The sequence below is a fragment of the Rothia sp. HMSC062H08 genome, assembly GCF_001810775.1.
In the GTDB taxonomy this organism is placed as follows: Bacteria; Actinomycetota; Actinomycetes; order Actinomycetales; family Micrococcaceae; genus Rothia.
The window spans coordinates 66,999-91,424 of record NZ_KV802668.1 but is presented as its reverse complement, the minus strand read 5'-3'; the positions used below and the strand labels follow the sequence as shown (position 1 = coordinate 91,424).

At 61.3% G+C, this 24,426-nt stretch carries 17 protein-coding genes; all 17 read right to left on the bottom strand.

What is annotated here, in order from left to right:
• Window positions 1-34: 34 nt before the first annotated feature.
• Window positions 35-3,577 (bottom strand): DNA polymerase III subunit alpha, encoded by a 3,543-nt coding sequence (gene dnaE / locus HMPREF2765_RS05515; RefSeq protein ID WP_049332671.1) that lies wholly within the window; start codon window positions 3,575-3,577, stop codon window positions 35-37.
• A 171-nt stretch (window positions 3,578-3,748) separates the two neighbouring features.
• The gene (locus tag HMPREF2765_RS05510; protein ID WP_070604603.1) at window positions 3,749-4,735 is read right to left on the bottom strand and encodes an RluA family pseudouridine synthase; all 987 of its coding nucleotides are present in this window, start codon (window positions 4,733-4,735) and stop codon (window positions 3,749-3,751) included.
• A gap of 105 nt (window positions 4,736-4,840) precedes the next feature.
• Window positions 4,841-5,488 carry a signal peptidase II gene (gene lspA, locus HMPREF2765_RS05505; protein WP_070604601.1) on the bottom strand — a complete coding sequence of 216 codons (648 nt, stop codon included), beginning with the start codon at window positions 5,486-5,488 and terminating at the stop codon, window positions 4,841-4,843.
• Window positions 5,489-5,844: 356 nt separating this feature from the next.
• Entirely contained in the window at window positions 5,845-6,387 is a 543-nt protein-coding gene (locus HMPREF2765_RS05500) for a DivIVA domain-containing protein (protein WP_049352995.1), read from the bottom strand.
• A 461-nt stretch (window positions 6,388-6,848) separates the two neighbouring features.
• Complete coding sequence (locus tag HMPREF2765_RS05495) at window positions 6,849-7,148, bottom strand: YggT family protein (RefSeq protein WP_070604599.1); 300 nt, start codon at window positions 7,146-7,148, stop codon at window positions 6,849-6,851.
• Between the two features lie 10 nt (window positions 7,149-7,158).
• Window positions 7,159-7,641: a cell division protein SepF gene (locus tag HMPREF2765_RS09465; protein ID WP_371326263.1), complete on the bottom strand. Its 483-nt coding sequence runs from the start codon at window positions 7,639-7,641 to the stop codon at window positions 7,159-7,161.
• A 601-nt stretch (window positions 7,642-8,242) separates the two neighbouring features.
• Window positions 8,243-9,076, bottom strand: coding sequence for a YggS family pyridoxal phosphate-dependent enzyme (locus tag HMPREF2765_RS05485; protein ID WP_070604597.1), 834 nt, complete (start codon window positions 9,074-9,076; stop codon window positions 8,243-8,245).
• A 49-nt stretch (window positions 9,077-9,125) separates the two neighbouring features.
• The gene (locus tag HMPREF2765_RS05480) at window positions 9,126-9,974 is read right to left on the bottom strand and encodes a purine nucleoside phosphorylase YfiH/LACC1 family protein (RefSeq protein WP_070604595.1); all 849 of its coding nucleotides are present in this window, start codon (window positions 9,972-9,974) and stop codon (window positions 9,126-9,128) included.
• Between the two features lie 148 nt (window positions 9,975-10,122).
• Window positions 10,123-11,304 (bottom strand): cell division protein FtsZ, encoded by a 1,182-nt coding sequence (gene ftsZ / locus HMPREF2765_RS05475; protein WP_005506541.1) that lies wholly within the window; start codon window positions 11,302-11,304, stop codon window positions 10,123-10,125.
• A gap of 196 nt (window positions 11,305-11,500) precedes the next feature.
• Window positions 11,501-13,171, bottom strand: coding sequence for a cell division protein FtsQ/DivIB (locus tag HMPREF2765_RS05470; protein WP_246824926.1), 1,671 nt, complete (start codon window positions 13,169-13,171; stop codon window positions 11,501-11,503).
• Between the two features lie 9 nt (window positions 13,172-13,180).
• Window positions 13,181-14,680: a UDP-N-acetylmuramate--L-alanine ligase gene (gene murC / locus HMPREF2765_RS05465; protein ID WP_049352998.1), complete on the bottom strand. Its 1,500-nt coding sequence runs from the start codon at window positions 14,678-14,680 to the stop codon at window positions 13,181-13,183.
• A complete protein-coding gene (gene murG, locus HMPREF2765_RS05460; RefSeq protein WP_005506545.1) occupies window positions 14,680-15,780 on the bottom strand; it encodes an undecaprenyldiphospho-muramoylpentapeptide beta-N-acetylglucosaminyltransferase in 1,101 nt (366 codons plus the stop codon). Before murG ends, murC begins: the two co-directional genes overlap by 1 nt.
• A gap of 210 nt (window positions 15,781-15,990) precedes the next feature.
• The gene (locus HMPREF2765_RS05455) at window positions 15,991-18,096 is read right to left on the bottom strand and encodes an FtsW/RodA/SpoVE family cell cycle protein (RefSeq protein WP_070604592.1); all 2,106 of its coding nucleotides are present in this window, start codon (window positions 18,094-18,096) and stop codon (window positions 15,991-15,993) included.
• Window positions 18,097-18,245: 149 nt separating this feature from the next.
• Window positions 18,246-19,832: a UDP-N-acetylmuramoyl-L-alanine--D-glutamate ligase gene (gene murD / locus HMPREF2765_RS05450; protein ID WP_070604589.1), complete on the bottom strand. Its 1,587-nt coding sequence runs from the start codon at window positions 19,830-19,832 to the stop codon at window positions 18,246-18,248.
• Complete coding sequence (gene mraY / locus HMPREF2765_RS05445; RefSeq protein WP_049353001.1) at window positions 19,832-21,037, bottom strand: phospho-N-acetylmuramoyl-pentapeptide-transferase; 1,206 nt, start codon at window positions 21,035-21,037, stop codon at window positions 19,832-19,834. The genes murD and mraY overlap by 1 nt, the downstream gene beginning before the upstream one ends.
• A gap of 6 nt (window positions 21,038-21,043) precedes the next feature.
• Entirely contained in the window at window positions 21,044-22,663 is a 1,620-nt protein-coding gene (gene murF, locus HMPREF2765_RS05440; RefSeq protein ID WP_070604588.1) for a UDP-N-acetylmuramoyl-tripeptide--D-alanyl-D-alanine ligase, read from the bottom strand.
• Entirely contained in the window at window positions 22,656-24,401 is a 1,746-nt protein-coding gene (locus HMPREF2765_RS05435) for a Mur ligase family protein (RefSeq protein ID WP_070604586.1), read from the bottom strand. The genes murF and HMPREF2765_RS05435 overlap by 8 nt, the downstream gene beginning before the upstream one ends.
• Between the last annotated feature and the right edge of the window lie 25 nt (window positions 24,402-24,426).

Genomic DNA, 24,426 nt, shown 5'->3' with positions numbered 1-24,426 from the left:
AGCGTTGCCCGCCCCTCGCGGAGGTCTTCTTCTTTTAGCGTCGAATACAGCTCGGGCCGAAAATCGTCTTGATTTCGCCGAAGAGGCTCGGGTTCGGTTCCACGCGCACGCTCGAATCCAGCAGCACCAGCTGTTCCTTATCGCGGGTACGGATGAGCATGCGCACGTCCGCAGTACCCTTGTGGTCGCGCAGGGTCTCCTTCAGCTCGCGCAGCTTCGCCTCGGTCACCAGGTACTCGGGCACCGCAATCGTGATGGGTGCGGCGCGGCCGTCATCGCTGATTTCCAGGATCTGCAGTTCCTGGGCGCTCATGTTCACGCTGCCGTCGTCGCGGCGCTGCACGCGGCCACGAATCGAGCAGATGAGGTCGTCCGCCAGGGCGGCCCCCATCGTCTCGTAGGCGCGGGAGAAGAACATGACCGTGATGGTCGCGCCCGAGGGGTCCTCCAGCTCCACCGAGGCGTACTGGTTACCGCTGGACTTGGCGATGCGGCGCGAAACGCCGGTGAGCATGCCGGCAATCGTGACGGTTTCGCCGTCGCGCACGTGCGAGTCCTCGCTGATGATGTCGTGCACCGAGTGCGAGGCGGCATCCGAGAGGGCGCGCTCCAGGCCGCGCAGCGGGTGGTCCGAAACGTACAGGCCCAGCATATCGCGTTCGAAGTTCAGCTTCTCGCGGCGATCCCATTCGGGCACGTCCGGGATGGTCACGGTCAGCTCGTCGCCCAGGGCGTCGTCCATGCCGAGGGAGCCGAAGAGGTCGAACTGGCCCGCCGCCTCCTTGCGCTTGACGGCCACGGCCGCATCCACCGCCGCCTCATGGATGAGGGACAGCGAACGGCGGGTGTGGCCCAGGTCGTCAAAAGCGCCCGCCTTAATGAGCGATTCGATGGTGCGCTTGTTGCACACCTGTAGCGGCACCTTCTTCAGGAAGTCGTTGAAGGACTCGTAGCGGCCCTTCTCCTCGCGGGCGGCGACCATGCCCTCGACCACGTTCGCGCCCACGTTGCGAATCGCGCCCATGCCGAAGCGGATATCCTCACCCACGGGGGTGAAGGTCAGGGCGGATTCGTTGACGTCCGGGGCGAGCACGGTGATGCCCATGGCGCGGCACTCGTTCAGGTACAGCGCGAGCTTGTCCTTGTTATCGCCCACGCTGGTCAGCAGCGCGGCCATGTACTCCTGCGGGTAGTGCGCCTTCAGGTAGGCCGTCCAGTAAGACACCAGGCCGTATGCGGCGGTGTGCGCCTTGTTGAACGCGTAGTCCGAGAAGGGCAGCAGAATATCCCAGAGGGCCTTCACGGCGCCCTCGGAGTAGCCGTTAGAAATCATGCCGTCGTGGAAGGTGGCGTACTGCTTATCCAGCTCCGCCTTCTTCTTCTTACCCATCGCACGGCGCAGCAGGTCTGCCTCACCGAGCGTGTAGTTCGCGACCTTCTGGGCAATCGCCATCACCTGCTCCTGATACACGATCAGGCCGTAGGTGGTGTCGAGGATGTCCTTGAGCGGCTCGGCCAGCTCGGGGTGAATCGGCTCGATCTCTTGCTTGCCGTTCTTACGCAGCGCGTAGTTGGTGTGCGAGTTCGCACCCATCGGGCCGGGTCGGTAGAGCGCGAGCACTGCCGAAATGTGCTCGAATTCCTCGGGCTCCATGAGCTTGAGCAGCGCGCGCATGGGGCCGCCGTCGAGCTGGAACACGCCGAGGGTGTCGCCTCGGGCCAGCAGACGGTAGGATTCCGGATCGTCCAGCGAGAGGGACTCCAGCTCCAGGTCGATGCCTCGGTTGTTCTTAATGTTCTCGATGGCATCGGAAATAATCGTCAGGTTACGCAGACCCAGGAAGTCCATCTTGATCAGGCCCAGGCCCTCGCAGGTGGGGTAATCGAACTGGGTGATGACCTGGCCGTCAGCCTCGCGGCGCATCACGGGAATCACGTCCACCAGGTTCTTGCTGGACATAATCACGCCCGCGGCGTGCACGCCCCACTGACGCTTCAGGCCCTCCAAGCCCTTCGCGGTTTCGAACACCTGGCCGTAAACCTTATCGACCGGATCCTCGATGAGGGCGCGTAGGTCGGCGGCCTCGGCGTAGCGCTTATCCTCTTCGTTGTACACGTTCGCCAGGGCGATGTTCTTACCCATGACGTCCGGCGGCATCGCCTTGGTCAGGCGCTCGCCCACCGAGTACGGCTGGTCCATCACGCGGGAGGCGTCCTTGAGCGCCTGCTTCGCCTTAATGGTGCCGAAGGTGACGATCTGCGCGACCTTGTCCTCGCCGTATTTATCGGTCACGTAGTCGATGACCTCGCCGCGGCGACGATCGTCGAAGTCCACATCGAAGTCGGGCATGGAGACGCGGTCGGGGTTAAGGAATCGCTCGAAAATCAGGTCGTGGTCGAGCGGGTTCAGCTCGGTGATGCGCATCGCGTACGCCACCATCGAGCCCGCACCCGAACCACGGCCAGGGCCCACGCGAATACCGTTGCGCTTGGCCCAGTTGATGAAGTCCGCCACGACCAGGAAGTAGCCGGGGAAGCCCATGGAGGTAATGACCCCCACCTCGTACTCGGCCTGCTTGCGCACCCTATCGGGAATACCCTGCGGGAATCGGTAGTGCAGGCCCTTCTCGACCTCCTTCACGAACCAGGATTCCTCGTTCTCGCCCTCGGGCACGGGGAAGTTCGGCATGTAGTTTGCCTTGGTGTTGAACTCCACGTTGCAGCGCTCGGCAATCTCGAGGGTGTTCTCGCAGGCGCCGGGAATGTCACCAAAAATGGAGTACATTTCCTCGGGCGAGCGCAGGTAGAAGTTATCCGCGTCGAACTTGAAGCGCTTGGGGTCGGTCAGGGTCGATCCGGACTGCACGCACAGCAGCGCCGCGTGGGCGGTGTGGTCTTCCTGCCGGGTGTAGTGCAGGTCGTTGGTGGCCACGTAAGGCAGGTTCAGCTGCTTGGCCAGGCGGTGCAAATCCTCCTGCACGTTGCGTTCAATGTCGAGGCCGTGGTCCATGACCTCGCAGTAGAAGTTGTCCTTGCCGAAGATATCGCGGAAGTCGCTGGCGGCCTGCAGCGCCTCATCGAACTGGCCCAGGCGCAGGCGGGTCTGAATCTCGCCGGAGGGGCAGCCGGTGGTTGCAATCAGTCCCTTCGAGTAGGTCTGCAGCACCTCGCGGTCCATGCGCGGCTTGTACAGCTGCCCCTCGAGCGAGGCGAGGGAGGAGGCACGGAACAGATTGTGCATGCCCTCGGTGGTTTCAGCCCACATGGTCATGTGGGTGTAGGCGCCACCGCCGGACACGTCATCGCGCGAGCCATCGCCCCAGCGCACGCGGGAGCGGTCGGTGCGGTGCGTGCCGGGGGTCAGGTACGCCTCCACGCCGATGATGGGCTTAATGTCGTGGGCCTTGGCCTGGCGCCAGAAGTCGAAGGCGCCGAAGAGGAAGCCGTGGTCGCTGGTGGCCATGGAACTCATGCCCAGCTCCTTGGCGTAGCTGAAGAGGTCGCCCAGGCGCGCGGCACCGTCCAGCATGGAGTACTCGGTGTGTACGTGCAGGTGCGCAAAGTCTTTGGTTGCCACGGATATCTCCTGAAGGTGTAGGGGGTGTTCCGGCCGATTCGTTTGACGGTCGGCGGGGCGGGGCGGTCCCGGGGTAAGCCGTGCGGCCCCGGGGTGAGCCGTGCGGCCCCGGGGTGAGCCGTGCGGTACCGGGGCCCGGACGGCTCTCTGACTGAGCTAGGTATGCGGTACCTACCCGAGCTGCACGCGGCCCTCGCGCAGGGCGTCAAGCGCGTAGGCCAAATCCAGCGGGTACTCGCTGGTGAAGCTCACACGCTCACCGGTGGCAGGGTGGTCGAAGCTGAGGCGGTGGGCGTGCAACCACTGGCGGGTCAGGCCCAGCTCGGCGCTGAAGCGCGGGTCGGCACCGTAGGTCAGGTCGCCGCAGCAGGGGTGACGCATCGCCGAGAAGTGCACGCGAATCTGGTGGGTTCGTCCGGTCTCCAGGTGCACCTCCACGAGGGAGGCCGGGCCGAAGGCCTCGATGACGTCGTAGTGGGTGATGGAGTTACGGCCGCCCTCAACCACCGCGAACTTCCATTCGTTGCCGGGGTGACGGCCAATCGGCGCGTCAATCGTGCCGCGCAGCGGATCGGGCAGGCCCTGCACCAGCGTGTGGTAAATCTTGTCGACCGTGCGTTCCTTGAAGGCGCGCTTGAGCTCGGTGTAGGCGCGCTCGCTGCGGGCCACGACCATCAGGCCGCTCGTGCCCACGTCCAGGCGGTGCACGATGCCCTGGCGTTCGGCCGCGCCAGAGGTGGCCACGGAGATGCCCTCCCCCATCAGCGCGGAAATCACGGTGGGGCCGTGCCAGCCGGGTGAGGGGTGCGCCGCCACGCCGGCGGGCTTATCCACCACGACGATATCGTCGTCCAGGTATACGATGCCGAAGCCGTCCACCTTCTCGGGGCGGATGTCCGCCAGATCGCGCGGTGCGGGTGCGTCCACGACGACCTCGTCCCCTGCGGACAGCTTGTAGGACTTGCCGATTTTCACGGCCTTGCCGTTGTTGGTCACGGTCACGTGGCCGTCACGAATCCACCCGGAGGTGCGGGTTCGGGGCGCGTCGAGGGCACCGGCGAGTGCGGCGTCCAGGCGCATACCGGCGAGCGCGCCTTCAACGGTGAATTCGGCGCGGATGCGTGCCGTATCTTCGGCGGCGTTGGTGGTTTCGCTCATGCGGCTCTCCTTCGGGTGGTGTTTGCTTAGGTTTTCTGTGTGAGGGGTCGTCTGTGTGAGAACGGCTATAGGCACGTGTAACGGCGATGCAGCCGGGGCGGGGAGCTACTTGGCGTTCTTCTCTTCCGCGTTCTTGTCGTCAGCCGGGGTTTCGTCTGCGAGCGCCTGCGCGCGGGTGCCGTTGAGGTTCAGGCCCTTGAAGTTCAGCAGCACGATGAACGCCATGCACACGCAGATTGCGGAGTCTGCAATATTGAAAATTGCGAAGTTCGGTACGGAAATAAAATCGACCACGTGGCCGGAACCGAAGCCGGGCTCACGGAAGAGACGGTCGAAAAGGTTGCCGCAGATACCGCCGAGCAGGCCGCCCAGCGCGAGGGCCCATGACAGCGCTCGGGTGCGGCGCAGCAGGTAGAGTACAACAGCCGCGGCGGCGACCATGACGAGGGTGAAGATCCAGGTGACGTTCTCACCCATGCTGAATGCGGCGCCGGAGTTACGAATCGAGTACCACCACAGAAGCCCGTCAATAACGGTGATGCGCTCCCCCAACTGCATCTGAGTAACAACCAGGTATTTGGTGCCCTGGTCAATAGCGAACACGACGGCGGCGAGCACGAGCGCGAGAATACCCGCGGAGCGAGCCGAAAGGATGCGCACGCGGCGACCAGTAGATTCTTCGGCGGTGTTTTCAGCGGCGTTATCGCTAGCCTGTGCGACTGAGGATTCAGCAGTCTTGGGGGTGTTGGTCATAGCTCTCCTCTAGTCTGTGCCGGTTGCTGCGGTCTGTTCCGGTTGTTGCGCCTACGGTGCGCCGGCCCTATGGCGCGGAGGCCCCATGGTACGGAGGCCCCATGGTACGGAGGCGGAGTGCGCTCGCGTTCGATAGTGCCCCTCTAGCTTAGCAAATAGGGGTAGCGCATCGAGTATTCGGCGGTGATGTGGCGGGTGCTCTCCCCCGCTTTGCACGCTGGGTTTTTAGGCCGTGCCGGGCGGGCATGAGAATACCGCCCGGTTCTTTCGATCTTCCCCGGTGAATAGCGGTGGAAGAGAAAGAATCCGGGCGGCATACGCTTCAAAGCGTCGTTAGCTTATTTAGGCACGCTGATTTATGCGGAAGCCTCGATGGACTTGAGGTTCTTCAGCTCCTGAACCTGTGCATCCAGGTGCTGCAGCAGCTTGGAGCGGTAACGGCTCTCGAAGCCGCGCAGAGCCTCAACAGCGATCTCCAGCTCTTCCTTCTCGTCGGTGAGGCGAGAGAGAACCTCTTCGCGCTGCTGCTGAGCTTCGCTCACCATAGCGTCTGCCTTCCTCTCTGCCTCTTCAATCAGTTCAGCCTTAGCCTTCTCGCCCTGTGCCACGTAGTCGTCGTGAACCTTCTGTGCCATAGCAAGCAGTGCTGCTGCATCCTGAGGTGCTGCTGCCGGCGCTGCCGAGGACTGTGCGGGTGCCACAGCCGCTGCGGGGGAATCGGGAGCGTTTGCGGAGAGCTGCTCGACCTGACGCTCCAGAGCGTCACGCTCGGAGTACAGTGCGCGCAGTTCGACAACGAGCTCGTCCAGGAAGTCGTCGACCTCGTTGCGGTCGTAACCGGACTCTTCGGTGACGATCTTGAAGCTCTTAGTGATCAGGTCTTCGGGGGTGATTGCCATGGGCTTCTCCTCTGGGTATCCCTACGGGGTTTGGTGGTGATGTTGAGTGCCGCGGATTCACCAGCCAGATAGGGCGTGGCCCCAATATTTTAGGGTCCCGATGATTCAGGGCATGGTTATGCCGCGATGCAGTCGTTGGCACCAATTCTACTATTCTTTGGTTTCTGTGCCCGGTTATACGTCGGTTGAATCGTAAAATATTCGCTCTGCGCAAGGGTGGGATTCACCACGCGCTGCGTTTATCCCTATCCCCGCCGTAATCAAGCTCGATATCTGCTCGCGGGTGCATTTCGCATGATTCGACGCCGGCTGTATTCGTCTCTCCCCCCTCGCGGGAGGTTCTTCTCGGCCCAGAAATTGGGTACAGAAAACCCCGCCAGCACGTCATCCCATGTCAGGATGCCAAGCGCAAGCGGGGCTCTCATGCCTAGTTCTCGTATCTCTCCGATGGAGGGGCTACGTTAGGACAGCTTCGCGGTAATCGTCATCATGATGTTCAGCAGGAAAGACAGCAGAACAATCAGAATCAGGAAGCCGGTGTCCAACGCAACGTTACCCACGCGCACCGGCGGGATCAGGCGGCGCAGCTGGTTCATCGGCCAGTCAGTCACCGCGTACACGCCGCTGGCGAACAGCAACACAATGCCCTTGGGGCGCCATTCCGGAGCGAACATGCGCACCCAGTCAAAGAGCATGCGCAGAAGCATCGCAATGTAGAGAACGTAGACAACAATCGTAATGAGGGCGAAAATATAACCCATCTATCAGTCCTTAGCCCTGGTCGAAGGGGAATTCGCCGTCGGTCTCGAAGCCGGCGGGAACCTCAGAGTTAGCCACACCCAGAACCTCCAGGTTGGAGGGGGTCAGCAGGAACACCTTAGCGGTGACGCGCTCAATGCGGCCTTCCAGAGCGAATGCCAGACCGGAGGCGAAGTCCACCAGGCGCTTAGCGTCTGCGTCGGGCATCTCTTCCACGTTCATAATCACGGGGATGTTCTCTCGGAATGCCTCACCAATGATCTTTGCGTCATTGTAGGAGCGGGGGTGGATAGTGGTGATACGACGCAATTCGTCCTCTTCTTCCTCGTAACCGTAGGTGTATCCGTTGGTTTCTTCGGGCTCGTAGCCCTCTTCGTAGTAGCCGTCGTTGGAGTACGTCTCGGCGTACTGCTCGGTGTATTCGGTATTCGGCACCGGGGTGTCCTCCCAATTGTCTGCGCTGGCGTCGTCCCAGGTCTGTTCGGTTTCGGCCAGGTCAGCTGTGGTTTCAGGTGTATGAGCGGTGGCGTGTGCCGCTGCATCTACGGTTGCTCGTCCGTCGGCAGGTTCTTCTGCGTCCAGATACTCGGTTTCTGTACCGTCATCGTAGCTATCAGCCTGCAGGTACTCTTCCTGTTCAGTATAGGCGGGTTCGTCCTGCGGGTGGTAGGTTTCGCTCTGCGGCTCGACTGCACTGTTGCTGTACTGTGCCGAGCCGGGCAGTGCTGAGAGCCGGTTAGAGCCCTCGGTCTTCTGCACTGTAGCAGCCTGCCCTGCGGAGGCGTTCGCCTCCTTGCGGGTGTCAGCCTGCACAGCCTGCGGGGATTCTTCCGGCGTCGCCTCGGCGTCCTGGTATCGTTCCAGGCCGAGGAAACCCGCCAGACGGCTTTGCTTCGCCATGATTCTCTCGCTGTTCTTTGCTTGTGGTGTACAGGGTCTGCCGTGGTGCTTCGTCAGAAGGTGTGCGCGTGACGGTACGTCATGCACCGGCATGTATATATTACCAGCGCCCACCCCGCGCGGGCGGTCAGGGCACCGATGATTATGCCGCCGCCAGCAGACACCCATCAGCTGAAAAGACTAACGGCTAAAGGGCCTAGAGCGCCGGGCGCTTACCCATGATGTCGCTACCCACGCGCACGCAGGTCGAGCCCCAGCGCACCGCCGCTTCCAGGTCGCCGCTCATGCCGGCGGAAATCTCGGTCGCGTGCGGCACCTGCTCACGCACCAGCGAGGCCAAACCATAGAGCTTCTCAAACGCCGCATCCGGGTTCATGCCCAGCGGTGCCACCGCCATCACGCCACCGCAGCGCAGGTGCTCGTGATTCTCGATGCGCTCCACCAGCTCCAGCAGCTCGGAGGCGCTCGTACCGCCGCGCGCGCCCTCGGCGGCGTGGCCAGCGGTCGCGACCTCCGCCAGGGACACCTGCACCAGGCAGGTCAGCGCACCATGCTCCGCCGCCGCGGGTGCGGGCGCCTCCCCCGCCTCAAAGCGGGAGAGCTGGTTTGCGTACGCCTTCGCCAGCGCATCCGCCAGGGAGGGGCGGTCCACCGAATGCACGCTGGAGGCGTACTTGACCACAGACTTCGCCTTGTTCGTCTGCAACTGGCCAATAAACGCCCAGTGCGGGGGCTGCACCTCACGCTGGGCACAGTATGCGGCAAGCTCGCGAGCCTTCGCGCTCGCCTCCTGGTCGCGGTTCTCGCCGAAGAGGGTCACTCCCCCATCCAGCAGTGCCGCCGCGTCGGAGGCGGGGAAGAACTTCGTGACCGTCACCAGCTGCACCGGGGCGCTCGCCTCGGTACGCACGGCGCTGTGGTCCTGCTCCGCGGCGCGGATACGCTCAAGCACGCGGCGGTAGTTCTGCAGCAGCTGCTCGGCGCGTTCGGGAGTGTACTGTAGGTTCTCTTCTACGTTCATTTCAGACATCTTCTCTTCTTCAGCAGCTCTATCTTTAGCGGCTATATCTTTAGCAACTCTAGGCGGTAGGCTCTGCCGCCTTCTCAATCCACACCAGACCCGCGATACGGCCCGGCTTCTCACCGCGGTTCGTGAACCCGCGATGCGAATACACCTCGGGCTCCTCAAACGTGCACTGCGCACAGTCCATGCTCACCTGCACGCCCGCCTCCTCCAGCACGGCGCGGGCACCGGCGGGCAGATCCAGGCCGGGGGTCTGCTGGCTGGTCACCGAATGCACCTGCGGAATCAGTTCGGTGGACTCAGTGCGCATCTCCTCGGGCACCTCGTAGCAGCTACCGCAAATGCTCGGACCCAGCCAGGCGGTAATTTTCTCCGCGCCGAGCTGACGCATCCGCTGCACGGTCTGCTGAAGCACGCCATCAAGCAGGCCGCGGCGGCCAGCGTGAGCCACCGCCAGGATTGGTTGCCAGTTCGCGACCCGCTCACCCACCAGCACCACGGGAATGCAGTCCGCCACCATAATCGCCAGGGGCACGCCCTCACTGCTAATCGCCGCATCGGCGACCGGGGAGTTCTCCAGCACCGCGCGGGCACGCTCAGCGGTACGCTCCTCGGGTGCACCGGGCGCGTAGGATTCCACCGCGTAGTCTTCCGGGTAGGCAATCTGCACACCGTGCACCTGGTTCAGGTAGAAGAACGGGTCGGTACCCAGCGCCTCCTCCAGGGCGGCACGGTGGTTGAGGGTACGCACCAAGGAGGCATCCATACCGCCGCCAAGCTCATCGTCCACGTGCAAGCCCAGGTTGCCCGCCACGCGGGAGGTGAAACCCACCCGCACACGCCAGGGACCCAGGGTGCGGGTATCGGCAGAGGCAAGTAGCGAAGTTTTGGGGTTATCGCTCATCTTCTATTCCTTATCAGATGTCAGCGGGTATAACGGCGGGTATAGCAAAGGGGAGCCGAGAACAGCACAATGTGCGTGTTTCTCAGCTCCCCTATAGCTTCATAAGACTCTCAGCTGTGCAACGCCTATGCGTTCACAGCCGGGCAGACTACTTCAGGAAGTCAGGGACGTCCAGGGTGTCGCGGCGAGCCGGAGCTTCCTCCACAACCGGGGGAAGGTCAACGTCGAAGCCAGCAGCGCCGGTGGAAGCCGGAGCAGCAGCGGGTGCGTTGTAGCCGTAGCCGTTAGCAGCCGGAGCGGTGGAACCGCCGAAGGATGCCTGGGTGCGCTGAGCCTGAGTAGCCGCAGCAGTGGAAGCGTTGGAGTTGGTCTCCGGGTTCACTGCGTCGAAGCCAGCAGCAATCACGGTCACGCGAGCCTCATCGCCCAGTGCGTCGTCAATAACCGCACCGAAGATGATGTTTGCGTCGGGGTGAGCAACTTCCTGAACCAGGCGTGCAGCCTCGTTGATCTCGAACAGACCCAGGTCAGAGCCACCCTGAATGGACAGCAGAACGCCGTGTGCACCGTCGATGGATGCTTCCAGCAGCGGCGAAGCGATAGCCAGCTCAGCTGCCTTCACTGCGCGGTCCTCACCGGATGCCGAGCCGATACCCATCAGAGCCGAGCCTGCACCCTGCATGACGGACTTAACGTCAGCGAAGTCAAGGTTAATCAGGCCGGGGGTGGTGATCAGGTCGGTAATGCCCTGCACACCGGAGAGCAGAACCTGGTCAGCGGACTTGAATGCGTCCAGCATGGAGACGTTACGATCCGAAATCGACAGCAGTCGGTCGTTCGGAATAACGATCAGGGTATCAACCTCATCGCGCAGAGCAGCGATACCGGTCTCAGCCTGGTTGGAGCGGCGACGGCCCTCGAAGGTGAAGGGGCGGGTCACCACACCAATGGTCAGAGCGCCGAGGGAGCGGGCAATACGTGCCACGACGGGTGCGCCACCGGTACCGGTGCCACCACCCTCACCTGCGGTCACAAAGACCATGTCTGCGCCCTTGAGGACTTCCTCAATTTCCTGCGCGTGATCCTCGGCTGCCTGACGGCCAACCTCGGGGTTTGCGCCCGCGCCAAGACCGCGGGTCAGCTCACGACCAACGTCCAGCTTAACGTCTGCATCGGACATCAGCAGAGCCTGAGCGTCAGTGTTGATAGCAATGAACTCAACGCCGCGCAGACCAACCTCAATCATGCGGTTGACTGCGTTGACGCCACCGCCGCCGATACCAACGACCTTGATGACTGCCAAGTAGTTCTGGGGAGTTCCAGCGTCCATGTATTCCTCGATTGTTCCGTGTTCCAGCTTCGGAAGACCCGCAGCTTAATCTAAGCCTGAAGGTTTCCTCTAAAGAATGACTTTATCTGCTAGGATACCAAACTGTTTTTGTCGGTTCCTAGTCACACAGCGCAATTACCCCCTCTTTTTGCGGATTTTACACAAAAAGGGAGGATAAAGCGCCTGAATGGTTCCCCTAACGGGTCACCGGTACGCGCGGGGCGGACACGTCATAGACGGTCACCTTCTGCGTCTGTGCCTCGGAAGATTTCTCCTCCTGAGCACGCTTAGCAATAGCCTGGCGCAGGGAGAGCAGGACCTTAGCCTTCAACTCGCTCTCTTCAGCGGTTCCCCACTGCACCGTAGTATTATCCCTCAAGGTTAGAGTGATACTTGAGGTTGACGTAGCGCCGGCTTCCTTAACCTGAGCTAGAAGTTCAGAGGGCATCGCCGAAAGCGCGGTAGAAATGGTGCGGAACTCAGCCGAAGTCTTCGGGTCATCACCGCTGAAACGAACCAGCGGCACCGACGTATCGGGCTGAGTCGCCGACTCCAGAAGGCTAACACCATCACTATCAACAGTATGGTACGTATCGCCCTGCTTCACAACCGCAACCGCGGTACGCTCCTTCAGAGTCACCACCAGCTCATGCGGCGGACGGCTCTCCACCTGCACGCTACGAATCACGTTATCCTGCCCGATCAGCTCACGCACCTTCTTCTCATCGATGCGAGTGAGCGGAACGCCGCGCAGAGGCTCAAGCTTCTGCTCCACCTGGGTGGTTTCCAGCAGGGACGCGCCGCGCACCGTAATCTTCTGAGTCGCCAACAGGGGCGAGAAGAAGACCAGCACCACATACAGCACCGCAATAATAGCCAGCGCCGAAGCGGTGTACAGCAGCTTACGGGCACGAGTCAGAGGTGCACGCTCCTTACGGGGGCGCTCCTCAGCACGCAGGCCGTCCAGGCCCGGATCCTGACGCAGACGCTCACGGTGAGCCTGACGGCTCGCACGCTCGCGCTCCTTCTCAATCTCCGCTGCACGCTGCTGCTCACGCTCTGCACGCCAACGACCAAAACGGCTCGCGGGGCGGGGCTCTTCAACAGCCCTCTCCCCCGCCTTATCGGCGCGTTCCTCAGCCTTCTGAGCGGCAGACTCTTCGCAAGATTCAACAGAACCGGCAGAAGACTTCTGAACAGAACTCTTCTGCGCAGCCTTCTGATCGGCTACTTCCTTTTCTGCGCTCTTCACCGACTGCGAGGATGCAGGCTGAGCAGAGGCACCCTTGGCGGATGAAATCTTCGACGAAGAATCCTCAAACGCCTCAACATCAAACAGCTCAGGCGCGTGCTCAACCTCAGACACAGTACGACCGGTCATCAGCGCAGAACGCACCGAATCCTTCAAAGACTGTGCCGAAGAATGAACCGCCGCAGCGCTCTTGGACGCCGAAGAATCAGCACCGTTCTGGCTGTGCGACTTATGCACCACCGGCTTACGCGGCATGTGTCGAACGGAGCTCGGAGGCTGAGTAGCGGAAGGCTGGGTAGCGGCAGACTGCGCGCCAGAAGGCTGAGCAGAAGCCTCCAAGGATGCAGCCTCGACAGGCTTCACGGCCTCCACAGACTTCATAGCTTCCGAGGGCTTTGCAGTCCCAGTAGCTTCTGTGCTCTTCACAACCTGAGGCTGGGTGGCCTGCGGCTGAGTCAGCTGAGACTGCGCAGATTCAGCCTGCACAGACTCGGATTTCTTAGCCTCAACCTGCGCATTCTCAGCTACCTGCTGGGCGCGCAAACGAGCACGCGAACGCGGAGCCTTCGGCGCGCGCGAGGAGGAACGCCCCTCCGAAGAGAGACCAGAACTCATCGGCACAGCCTAAGCCTCCGACTTCTTCGACTCGCCACCGTGACGGATTTCCAGGGACTCCAGCAGACGCGCGCCCAAAGCGGTCACGTCGCCAGCGCCAACGGTCATCACAATATCGCCAGCCTGAGCGCAGGTCACAATATCCTCAATAGCGTCCTCAGCGGTAGCGTAACGAACCTCAGAGAAACCAGCACCGGTAATCAGCTCACTGGTCACACCCTCAATCGGCAGCTCACGAGCCGGGTAAATATCCAGCACATGAGCACGATCAGCCATCGACAGGGCCTGCGCAAACTCCTTCGCGAACTCGCGAGTACGCGAGAACAGGTGCGGCTGGAAAATCACGTACAGGTTGTGGCCATCAGCCACGGTACGGCCGGTCTCCAGAGCGCGGAACACCTCGGTCGGGTGGTGCGCATAGTCATCAAAGACCTTCACGCCCGCAACCTCACCGCGCAGGGTGAAGCGGCGGTCAGCGCCCACAAACTCAGCCAGCGCGCGAGCAATATCGGCAGCCTCGTAACCAGAGATCAACGCCGATGCAAAAGCAGCCGAAGCGTTCAACTGGTTATGAATACCGGGCACCTTCAGCGCAAGATCCTGCTCACCCTCATAACGCACACCGTGGCACTCAAAAGACCACGACAGGTGCGACGACGAGGAAGAACCAGCGCTGGTGATCTCACTAATGCGCAGGTCTGCATCCGCCGATTCACCGTAAGTCACCACGGGCACACCCGCCGCACGAGAACGAGCCGCCAAATCAGCCGCGCCCGCATCATCAGCACAGGTCACCACAACACCGTTAGGCGCCAGCGAACCCACAAAACGGTTGAAAGCCTCAAAGACACGCTCATCCGTCTCATAGAAATCCAGGTGATCCGGCTCAACATTCGTCACCACAGCAATAGCCGGGCGGTAACGCACAAACGAGCCGTCCGACTCATCAGCCTCAGCCACAAAAATCGACTCCGGGCCCTGAGCACCCAGGTGAGCGTTCGTGCCGCGACCAGCAATCACAGTACCCACCGCAAACGACGGGTCAGCACCCAGCTGATCAAACATCACAGAAATCATGGAGCTGGTCGTGCTCTTACCGTGAGTACCGGCAACAGCAACCACCTGAGACTCACCCATCACAGCAGCAAGCGCCTCAGAACGATGCAGCACACGCAGACCCTGCGCACGAGCGGCAACAAGCTCCGGGTTATCCTCACGAATCGCAGTAGAAATCACCACGGTATCAACATCCACAATGTTCTCAGCCTGCTGAGGAACACCCACACGAGCACCCGCAGCACGCAAAGACTCAACAGTAGCCGACTCTGCACGGTCAGAACCGCTCACCGTCACACCAGCCTGCAGCATCAGAGCGGCAATAGCGCTCATACCCGCGCCACCAATACCGATGAAGTGCACACGACCCAGCTCGCTCATCTTCGCACGCTCAGGGAACGGCGGGTTCAGCGGTGCCGGCAACACCATCTCAAGATTCATCAATTCAGTCATTACTTCTCAGCTGCCTTCAATACTGCTTCAGCCATAACGCGCGCCGCGTCACGGATACCAAGTTCATACGCCGCAGCGCCCATGCGCTCCAGCTCCTCCGGGTTCGCCATAAGAGCCGGAATCTCACGGGCGAACCACTCACCGGTGACCTCTGCATCCTTCACCAGCAGAGCCGCAGACGCCTCCACCAGAGAACGAGCATTCAGAGCCTGCTCACCATTACCAATAGGAAGCGGCACAAAAATAGCGGGAACACCCACCGCAGCAACCTCACTGACGGTCGCCGCGCCCGAACGCACCAGCAGAAGATCAGCGGCAGCATACACATCCTGCATGCCGTTGCTGAACTCAATCTGGCGGTAATTCGGGGCGCTCAACAACTCGCCGTTCTCATCCAGAACAGCCTTACCCTTGCCGGTAATATGCAGAATCTGGAAGTCCCACTCCGCAAAGTGGTCACGGCACGCCGCCACCGCATTATTCAGGCTCAACGCACCCAGCGAACCGCCCGTCACAATCACGGTCGGCTTCTGCGGGTCCAAGCCCAGGTTACGGCGAGCCTTCGAACGGTGCGCCTCACGGTTCAGGTAGGCAATCTCATCCTTCATCGGCATACCCACCAGGGTTGCACGCGGGAAAGGAGTATTAGGGAACGCCACACCGGTGAACTCCGCAAACGTACCACCCAGGCGGTTCGCCAAACCGGGCTTCGCATTCGCCTCATGAATCACCACGGGAATCTTAGCGCTCAACGCCGACAGATACGCCGGCGGGCACACGTAGCCGCCCACGCCAACAACCACGTCTGCATCTGCTTCTTTGAGGATGCGGCGGGTCTTCGACAGGCCACCAAAGAACTTAGCGGGGAAAGCCAAAGCGGCACGGTTAATGCTACGAGGGAACGCTGCACGAGGAATGAACTCAATATCGAAACCAGCTGCCGGAACCAGCTCGGCTTCCATCTTATCCGCAGTGCCCAGCATCAGAATCTTAGCGTTCGGTTCAAGATCACGAACCGCACGCGCAATCGCGAGCATCGGATTAATATGACCGGCGGTGCCACCACCGGCGAAGACTATAGAGGGCGCCTTCTTCGTCATAGGTCTTTCTCCCAACACATCGGTACAGCATCATTTTACGCTATCGCACCTGTTCAAAAGAGCGCCCCCGCCATTGAGCTACAACTCAACAGCGAGGGCTTTATCTTATATTCAGCACATATTCATCACGGGTAGAGGTGCGAACCGCAGCTCACTTCCCCGATTGCCAGCCCCCGATATGCAGGCTTCGCGGAGCGGGTTCCGCGGGGTTTAGCCCTGCTTGCGGGTGCCGCGCTGAGCCGAGTTCCGAGCCGCGCCCTGAGCCGGACGCGGTGCCTGCTGAGCGCTGTTCTTCGGAGTACCCTTTGCCTGGGTGCCCTGTCGCGGCGCTGCCTGACGTTGAGCGCCCTGTCGAGGATTACCCAGTCGCTGGGCACGACGCTGACGGTCCTCCGGATGCAACGGCTGCAGACCCGCAGGTAGCGAGCCCGACGGACGGTGCTGTGCGCTACGGGGCTGAGTAGCACGAGGCTGCTGCACTCGCTTCTGAGCAGCAGGTTTCTGAGCAGTAGGCTGCTGAGCGGTACGGGGCTGAGCAGGCTTACCCTGTGCCGCTCGAGTAGAGGCAGTACTCTTCTGAGCAACACGAGTCTGCTGACCGGTACGAGGCTGAGCGGGTGCCTTCTGCGGTGCAGGCTTCTGCGAGGCCTTCTGCTTCTGAGCTTCAGCCTTCTGTTCCGCCTTCACGCGGGCAGCTTCCTCACGAGCCAGACGCGCCTCCTCGCGAGCACGACGCGCCTCTTCTCGAGCCTGCGCCGCTTCCTGGCGCGCCTGTTCCTCCTCACGACGAACCTGCTCCCGAGCCTGGCGCTCCTGCTCCTTCTGCTGCTCACGAGCCATACGAGACAACTCGCGCTGCTGATCCGGCGCAAAACCCAACCAGCGGCGCAACGTGCTCTCCGGACCGAAAACAACCTTCAAAGGATTATGTTCCTTCAACAGGTGGCCACCAGCAGCCGCACGATCTGCCTCTTCCTGATTCAGTACATCCTGCAACGGCGTACGACGCTGCCATTCAGCATTCGCACGACGAACCTCACGCGCACTCTGGGTCTCAATATTCGACGGTTTCGTCGCGCCACGCAACGGAGTCTGCCGCGCAAACGCCAACAACAAACCCGCCGCAAACAACGAGGACAACAGCGACGAACCACCATAGGAGACAAACGGCAAAGGCACACCAATCACCGGCAAAATACGGGACACCATGCCCATATTGATAATCGCCTGAGAGGTCAACCAAATCATGATGCCGCCCGTAGCCAAACGCACCAGCGGATCAGTAGTACGCAGCATAATACGAACCGCGCAATACACCAGGCCCACATACAGCAGCAGAACCGCCAGCGTACCCAGCAGACCCAGCTCCTCACCAATAATGGCGAAAATATAGTCGTTATGCGCCTCAGCCAGGTAGTTGTACTTCTGGCGCGACTGGCCCAGACCAACACCCAAGAAGCCACCGGTCGTCAGCGCCACCTCACCAGAATTCGCCTGGTCACAGTTAGCGTTCGTGCACGAACCCCAAATACCGAAAATACGAGCCACACGGTTCGCGCTACTGAGAACACCCACCAGCGCCAACACCGCAAACGCGCCGCCAATCTTCAGTAGCGAGCTGCGAGAAGCACCCGCCAGCCACATCATGCCCACAAAGATGAAGCCATACACCATGGCGGTACCCATATCGCCACCGAGCATAATCAGTAGCACCAGGGCACCCACACCATAAATCGAGGGGAACAGCGTGCGCCAAATACTGCGAGAAATATCGCCGTGGCGGCTATACACCCATGCCAGCCACATAATAATCGCCAGCTTCGAAAACTCCGACGGCTGAATCTGCACCGGGCCAAGCTTCAACCAGTTACGGTTACCGTTCACCTCAACGCCGACAACCACCACAGCAAGCTGCATGACCAACGCGACAATCAGCATCGCGTACACCACAGACTTCTTGTGGTAATACCCAACAGGGATACGCGTAATACCCGCCATCGCAATCACGCCAAGAACCAAGAACATGATCTGAGACGAAACCTGCGAGAACGGCGACTGGCCCTGCGAAATCATCGTGACGCTCGAAGCCGACAACACCATAATGCAGCCAAAAATAGCCAGACCCAGGGTCGTCACCAGCAACATCACCGGCACATCCCACAGGTCAGCCTTCAAACCACGACGGTACAACCTACCGGCACGAGCACGGAACGGCGCTGAGAAATCCTCCAAACCGGCTCGCAAAGACGCCCAACGACCACTCGCGGTCGAACGCGCCGAAGAAGCCGAACGCTCCGAAGATGCGCTGGTACTCACATGCCCTCCTATAGGCCTCAACTGCCACGGATCCGTCGTGGCGAATACACGAAAAAGGTTCAGGGGTGGGACACCGTTACCATCCCACCCCCGAGAAGAACCCGCAGAAAGCACCCCGGTCACCCAAGACACCCTCTACAGGCAATGTCCTAAGAGTCTGCCAGCTGGGCGGCAACAGCGTTCGCAAACGCATCACCGCGCACCGCATAATTCTTGAACTGGTCCATCGAAGCAGACGCGGGAGCCATCAGCACGGTATCGCCCGGATGCGCCAGCTCAGCAGCCTTCGCAACGGCCGCGTTCATCACGGCAATACCGTCCGAAGAATCAGCCACAGCGGCGGTCATATTGTAGGTCGGAACCTGCGGAGCATGGTTAGCCAACGCCGACTTCAACGCCGCAGTATCAGTACCGATAATCAGTACAGCCTTCAGGCGCTGAGCGTGAGCAGCAATCAGCTCATCGTACTCAACGCCCTTCGACAGACCACCGGCAATCCACACCAGCGAGGGGTAACCGCTCATCGACGCATTCGCGGCGTGAGGATTCGTAGCCTTCGAATCGTTCACCCACATGATGTCGTTCGCATAACCCACCAGCTGGTTGCGGTGCGCACCGGTCTTGAAGGAACGCAGGCCAGCGCCCACAGCCTTCGGGTCAATATCAGCCGCACGGCACAGCGCCGCAGCCGCCAGAGCGTTCTCCACGGTATGCTTCGCGGGCATCTTACCGGGTGCCGGAGCCAAATCCTCCAGAACCGCCAGCTCGTACGCCTCGTTGTAACGGTTCTTCAAGAAGGCGCGGTCCACCATGATGTCCTCAGCCAAGCCGAGCATAGACACGGCAGGCATCTCAGTGGAGCTGAAGCCAATCGCGCGAGCGCCCTCAATAACGTCCGCGTTCTCAACCATGCGCAGGGTGTCCACATGGTCGGTGTTGAAGATGCAGGCAACCTGAGTGTGCTCGTACACGCGAGCCTTATCAGCCTTGTAGCCGTCGAAGGAGCCGTGCCAGTCCACGTGATCCTCAGCGATGTTCAGAACCACCGAAGCGTACGGGGACATCGAGTAGGTCCAGTGTAGCTGGAAACTGGACAGCTCCACCGCGAAGAATTCATAGGGCTCATCGTCTGCAATGGCGTACACGATGGGCATGCCCACGTTACCCACCTGAATAGACTTCTTACCGGCAGCCTTCAGGATGGAATCGACCATGCCCACGGTGGTGGTCTTACCGTTCGTACCGGTCAGGCACAGCCACTTGGGAGTCGGGCGGTCGTTGCGCTCATTCAGGCGCCACGCCAGCTCCACATCGCCCCAAATCTGGATACGGCGCTCATAAGCGTCCAGCATGACCGGGTGGTCGGGACGCACGCCCGGGGAGGTCACTACAAGCTCGGGTTCCTGACCGTCCACGGGGGGTAGTGCACGCATGTGCTCGGGACCGAACAGACCCTCAACGTTGCCGTATGCGTTAGCGTACAGGTCGATGCGTTCACGCTTCTCCGGGGTATCTGCCCCGTCGATGACAACAATCTTCGCACCCAGCTGGGCGAGCACATCGGTCACAGCGTCGCCGCTGGTACCCATGCCCACCACGACCACGCGCAGGTTAGCCCAGGGCGCACCCCAGTGAGTCAGTTCCGCGAGGCGCTCGTTCTCATACACCGGGTTCACCGCAATAGCGGCGGCGTTCGCTTCAATGCGAGCTGTATCCGGCTGTTCATTAGTTGACATTAGTGAATCACTCCAGAAGTCTGCGAGAACCAGTCACCGAAGAACAGCGCCAGGGCAACGAGCACGCAGAGGGCGTTAACAACCCAGAGGCGGAACACGGAGTTCACTTCGCCGCTGCTGACGGTACCGGGGGCAATGCCTCGCTTATCAATTGAGTATTTGCCGTTGACGCCGACCTTCTCCATGTGGTGGTGGAAGGGGGTCATACGGAAGTAACGGTGCGCGTGCAGGGGCTTCTCCCCCGCTGCGACCGAACGCTTACGGCTGGTCTTGAACACGAACTTCTGCACAATCACAGAGAACACTTCCAGCACGGGAATCAGAGCGATGACCAGCAGAAGCAGCTCGGTGCGGGTGAACAGCGCGAAAGCAACCATTGCGCCACCGAGCGCCAGGGAACCGGAGTCGCCCATGAAGATCTGTGCCTTCGACACGTTCCACCAGAGGAAGCCAGCCAGCGAACCCACCAGGGATGCGGCAATCAGCGCCAGTGAACCGGGGTCGCGCACATCGTAGCAGGCGGTGCCAGCGCCAGCGGAGCAGGCGTGTACGTACTGCCAGATGCTGATGGTCAGGTAGCCGGAGAAGATGGTCATCATGATGCCGCCAGCCAGGCCGTCCAGACCATCGGTGAAGTTCACCGCGTTCGTACCGGACAGGGAGATGAGGGTAATCCAACCAACCAGCAGGATGGAACCGAAGACCGCGCCCGCCGCGAACAGGTCAATGGGCAGGTCACGTACGAAAGAGATGGCGGTCGACGCCGGACGAGCACCCGACTCATTCGGGAACTGGAACGCCAGGTACGCAAAGGGCAGGGTCACGCCCAGAAGACCAATGGTCTTCTGCTTCTCGGTCAGGCCCTCGTTGCCCTTATTGCGGAACTTCATGATGTCGTCCGCCGCGCCCACACCGAGCATGCCCAGGGTGAAGGCGATGGTCAGCCACGCGGTAGCGGTCGGTACCGGCGCGGTTCCGAAGAGCAGTGCGCTCACCGCCAGGGTCAAGAAGTAGGCGAGAATCGCCGCGGGGATGAAGATCAGACCCGCCATGGTGGGGGTGCCCGCCTTGTGCTGGTGGGCTGCCGGGCCTTCCTCACGGATGAGCTGGCCAAGGTTGAGGGCCGACATCTTCTTGATGAACACCGGCAGCGCGGTGAGGGAGATGAGGAATCCGAAGATTCCAGCAATCAGCACGGTAATCATAAAGCGCTACCCTTCGTTCGTGGTCTGTTCGGTCGAAGTACGGTCGCCATTAGCGGCACCGTCCAGGTGAGCGGCAAGGTGGTCGCTCAAATCGGTGGTTTCAACAAAGTCACCGGCAGAAAGCCAAGTCGGTGCCTGCTCTTCCTCAGCGCCGAAAGTGTACTCGGCGAAAGCAACCTGGTCGCCCAGAATGCCCAGCTTCGCCCCGTTCGAGGACTTGAAAAGCACAATGTCGCCGGGGCGAACCTCGGCGCGCAGAATCTGCTCTGCCTCCTCCGGGGTCTTCACCCAGGTCGCCTCATTACCCCAGGAGCCTTCCAGGTGAGCCGCATTGTAGGTGGGCTTCGTCTCGTCGCCCACAGCAATCAGCTTAGAAATGTTCATGCGTACCACGAGGCGACCGATGCGGTCGTGCTCCTCCAGGGAGGCGTCGCCGAGCTCCAGCATGGCGCCCAGAACAGCCCAAGTGCGGTGCGGCTGACCGGTCGCCGGGTCAACGGTGCGGCCCAGCTGCGCCAGAGTGCGCAGCGCCGCAGCCATCGACTCGGGGTTCGCATTGTATGCGTCGTTAATGACGGTCACGCCGTCGGCACGGTCGGTGCGAGCCATACGCCACTTCGAAGCTGCCGCCGCTTTGTTGAGCGCGCGAGCAATCTTCTCACCCGAAATACCGCTGTTGTAGGCGATCGTCGCAGCAGCCAGCAGGTTGTGCACGTGGTGCTCACCGATCAGCTGCGAGGAAATCTCGTACTCGCTGCCGTCGGGCAGGCGCAGAGTGAACTCGGGGCAGCCAGCGTCGGTGGTGCGCAGGTTCAGCGCCGCCACGTAGCGTTCGTAGGGCTGACCGTTCGCGTCGGTCTTCTCGCCCACGCCAAAGTAGGTAATGGGTGCAACCGAACGCGAGGCCATGCGCAGCACGCGCTCATCGTCAGCGTTCAGAGCTAGGGAGCCGGTCGGCTGAACGCCCTCAGCCAGCTCGCCCTTGGTGCGCTCAATATTGTCCACGCCGCCGAACTCGCCAGCGTGCGCGGTACCAACCTTCAGGATTGCACCGTGATCGGGGTGCGCAATATTCGCCAGGTACTCGATGTTGCCTACACGGTCCGCACCCATCTCAATGACCAGGTAGCGGGTGGACTCATCCGCACGGAAAACGGTCAGGGGCACGCCCACCTCACTGTTGTAGGAGCCGACCGGGGCAACGGTCGGGCCCTCCGGGGTGAAAATGGCGGCAAGAAGGTCCTTGGTGGTGGTCTTACCTGCAGAACCGGTAATACCGATAACGGTCAGCTCACCCTGAGCGCGCATCTGCTCAATGGAATAGCGCGCCAAATCGCCCATCGCCAGCACCACATCGGGCACCTGGATGCTCGGGTAGGGCATGCCCTGCTCGTCGAGTACTTCGCGCTCGACCAGCGCCAGGGTCGCGCCCCGCTCAAACGCCATGGGGATGAACCTGTGACCGTCAGTGACCGCACCGGGCTTCGCCACGAACAGGGTACCGGTCTGCACCTCACGGGAGTCGGTGGTGGCGAAGTCTGCGTACACCTGCTCCTCACGGCCCTCCAGGCCGATAGCGGTGCCGCCGGTTGCCTCAATAATCTGGGCGGCGCTGAGCTTAATCATTCTTCACCATACCTTCAGCGGTCTTAGAGTCACTTTCTTCGAGCATGCGCTGGTAGTCAGGCAGAATCTCGAAACCGTGCGCACGCAGGGCACGGGCGGTTTCAACGCGGTCGTCCAGGGCGATATCCACGCCGTCAACATCCTGTTCGGTTTCATGGCCGCGGCCAGCAATCAGGATGGCGTCATGCTCGCCCGCCAGGGCAATTGCCGCATCAATAGCGGCGGCACGCGGAGAAATATTCAGGATCTGGGTGGCTCGGCGGTTCTCAGCCTTCTGCGCGCCCTCCTCAACGGCGGCACGAATCGGCTCGGGCGCCTCACCGTGCGGGTCGTCATCAGTCACAACCACAATATCTGCGTACTGTGCCGCAATCGCACCCATAATCGGGCGCTTGAGCTGATCACGCTCACCGGTCGCGCCGAAAACAATCATGACCTTGCCGTCGCCGGGGCGGTCCATTGCTTCCAGGGCACGGGTCAGTCCGTCAGGGTTGTGGGCGAAGTCCACAATCGCGTGCGGAGCCAGAGAAATCAGCTGCATACGACCCGGCACCACCGGAGTCAGAGCCGAACCGGACGCCAGCTCGGGCAACAGGCGCTCACGCTCAGCGGAGTCAGTGTCCAGGTACGCCATGAGCGCCGCCAGCGCAGCATTCGAAACGTTAAAATCAGCGGGCAGACCGGTGTAGCATTCAACGCTCTCACCGGTGCCATTAGCCACGTGGAAGCGGTGGCCCAGACCCTCACGCTGAACCTTCACCACAGCCCAGTCGCGGGCACCAAACTCTGCGGGCACCTCAGCCAGACCGGCACCGCGCGCAGTCACCAGACGGTGCACCTGCTGCGCACCCATCTGCTCGCAAGCGGCGGAGAACATCTTCTCGCCCCACTCGTCATCAGCAGTAATCACAGCCAGCTCGGCACGCTCGGGGGTGAACAGCTGAGCCTTCGAGTCGAAGTAGTGCTCCATAGTGCCGTGCAGATCCAGGTGATCCTGAGTCAGGTTCGTGAAGCCAGCAACCGCGTACTTCACGCCGTCCACACGGTGGTAATCAATCGCGTGTGAGGAAACCTCCATTGCGGCGCAACGCACCTGATGCTGACCCATAATCGTCAGCAAAGAATGCACGTGAGGAGACTCCGGGGTGGTCATCTTCGAAGGAACCGACACACCATCAATCAGAATCTGAATAGTGCCAATCAGACCGGTCTTCACCCCCAGACCGGTGCGGAACACCGACTCCAGCATGTAGGTGGAGGTGGTCTTACCGTTCGTACCGGTCACAGCATAACGGTGAGTGGCGGGGAACGACGCCGAACCATAAATCAGCGCAGCCAACGGACCCACGTACTCGCGGAGGTTCTCCGTCACCAGGACAGGCACCGGCGCCTCGCCCAGCAGCTGCGCACCGGCAGCATCCGTCAAAATAGCGGAAGCACCCAGCTTCAACGCAGCCTCAGCAAACTGTGCGCCGTGCACCTTCGCACCGGGCAGAGCCACGTACAGGTCCTGCGGACGCACGCCTCGGGAGTCCATGCTAATACCGGTAACCTCAACAGAATCACCGGATTCAGAACCCTGAACGCCACTAGCCAGCTGGGAACTCACCTGAGCACCCAATCCCTGCAGATGTTCGCGAAGGTGCGCCAAACTCACCGGGCGCACAGAATTCGGGCGCAGAGTCTGAGCGTCGCCGCCCAGCAGGTTCTGGCCGGGTGCGTGAGATGCGGTATCCATCGTCCTTCTTTCCTCTCCGCTGTCC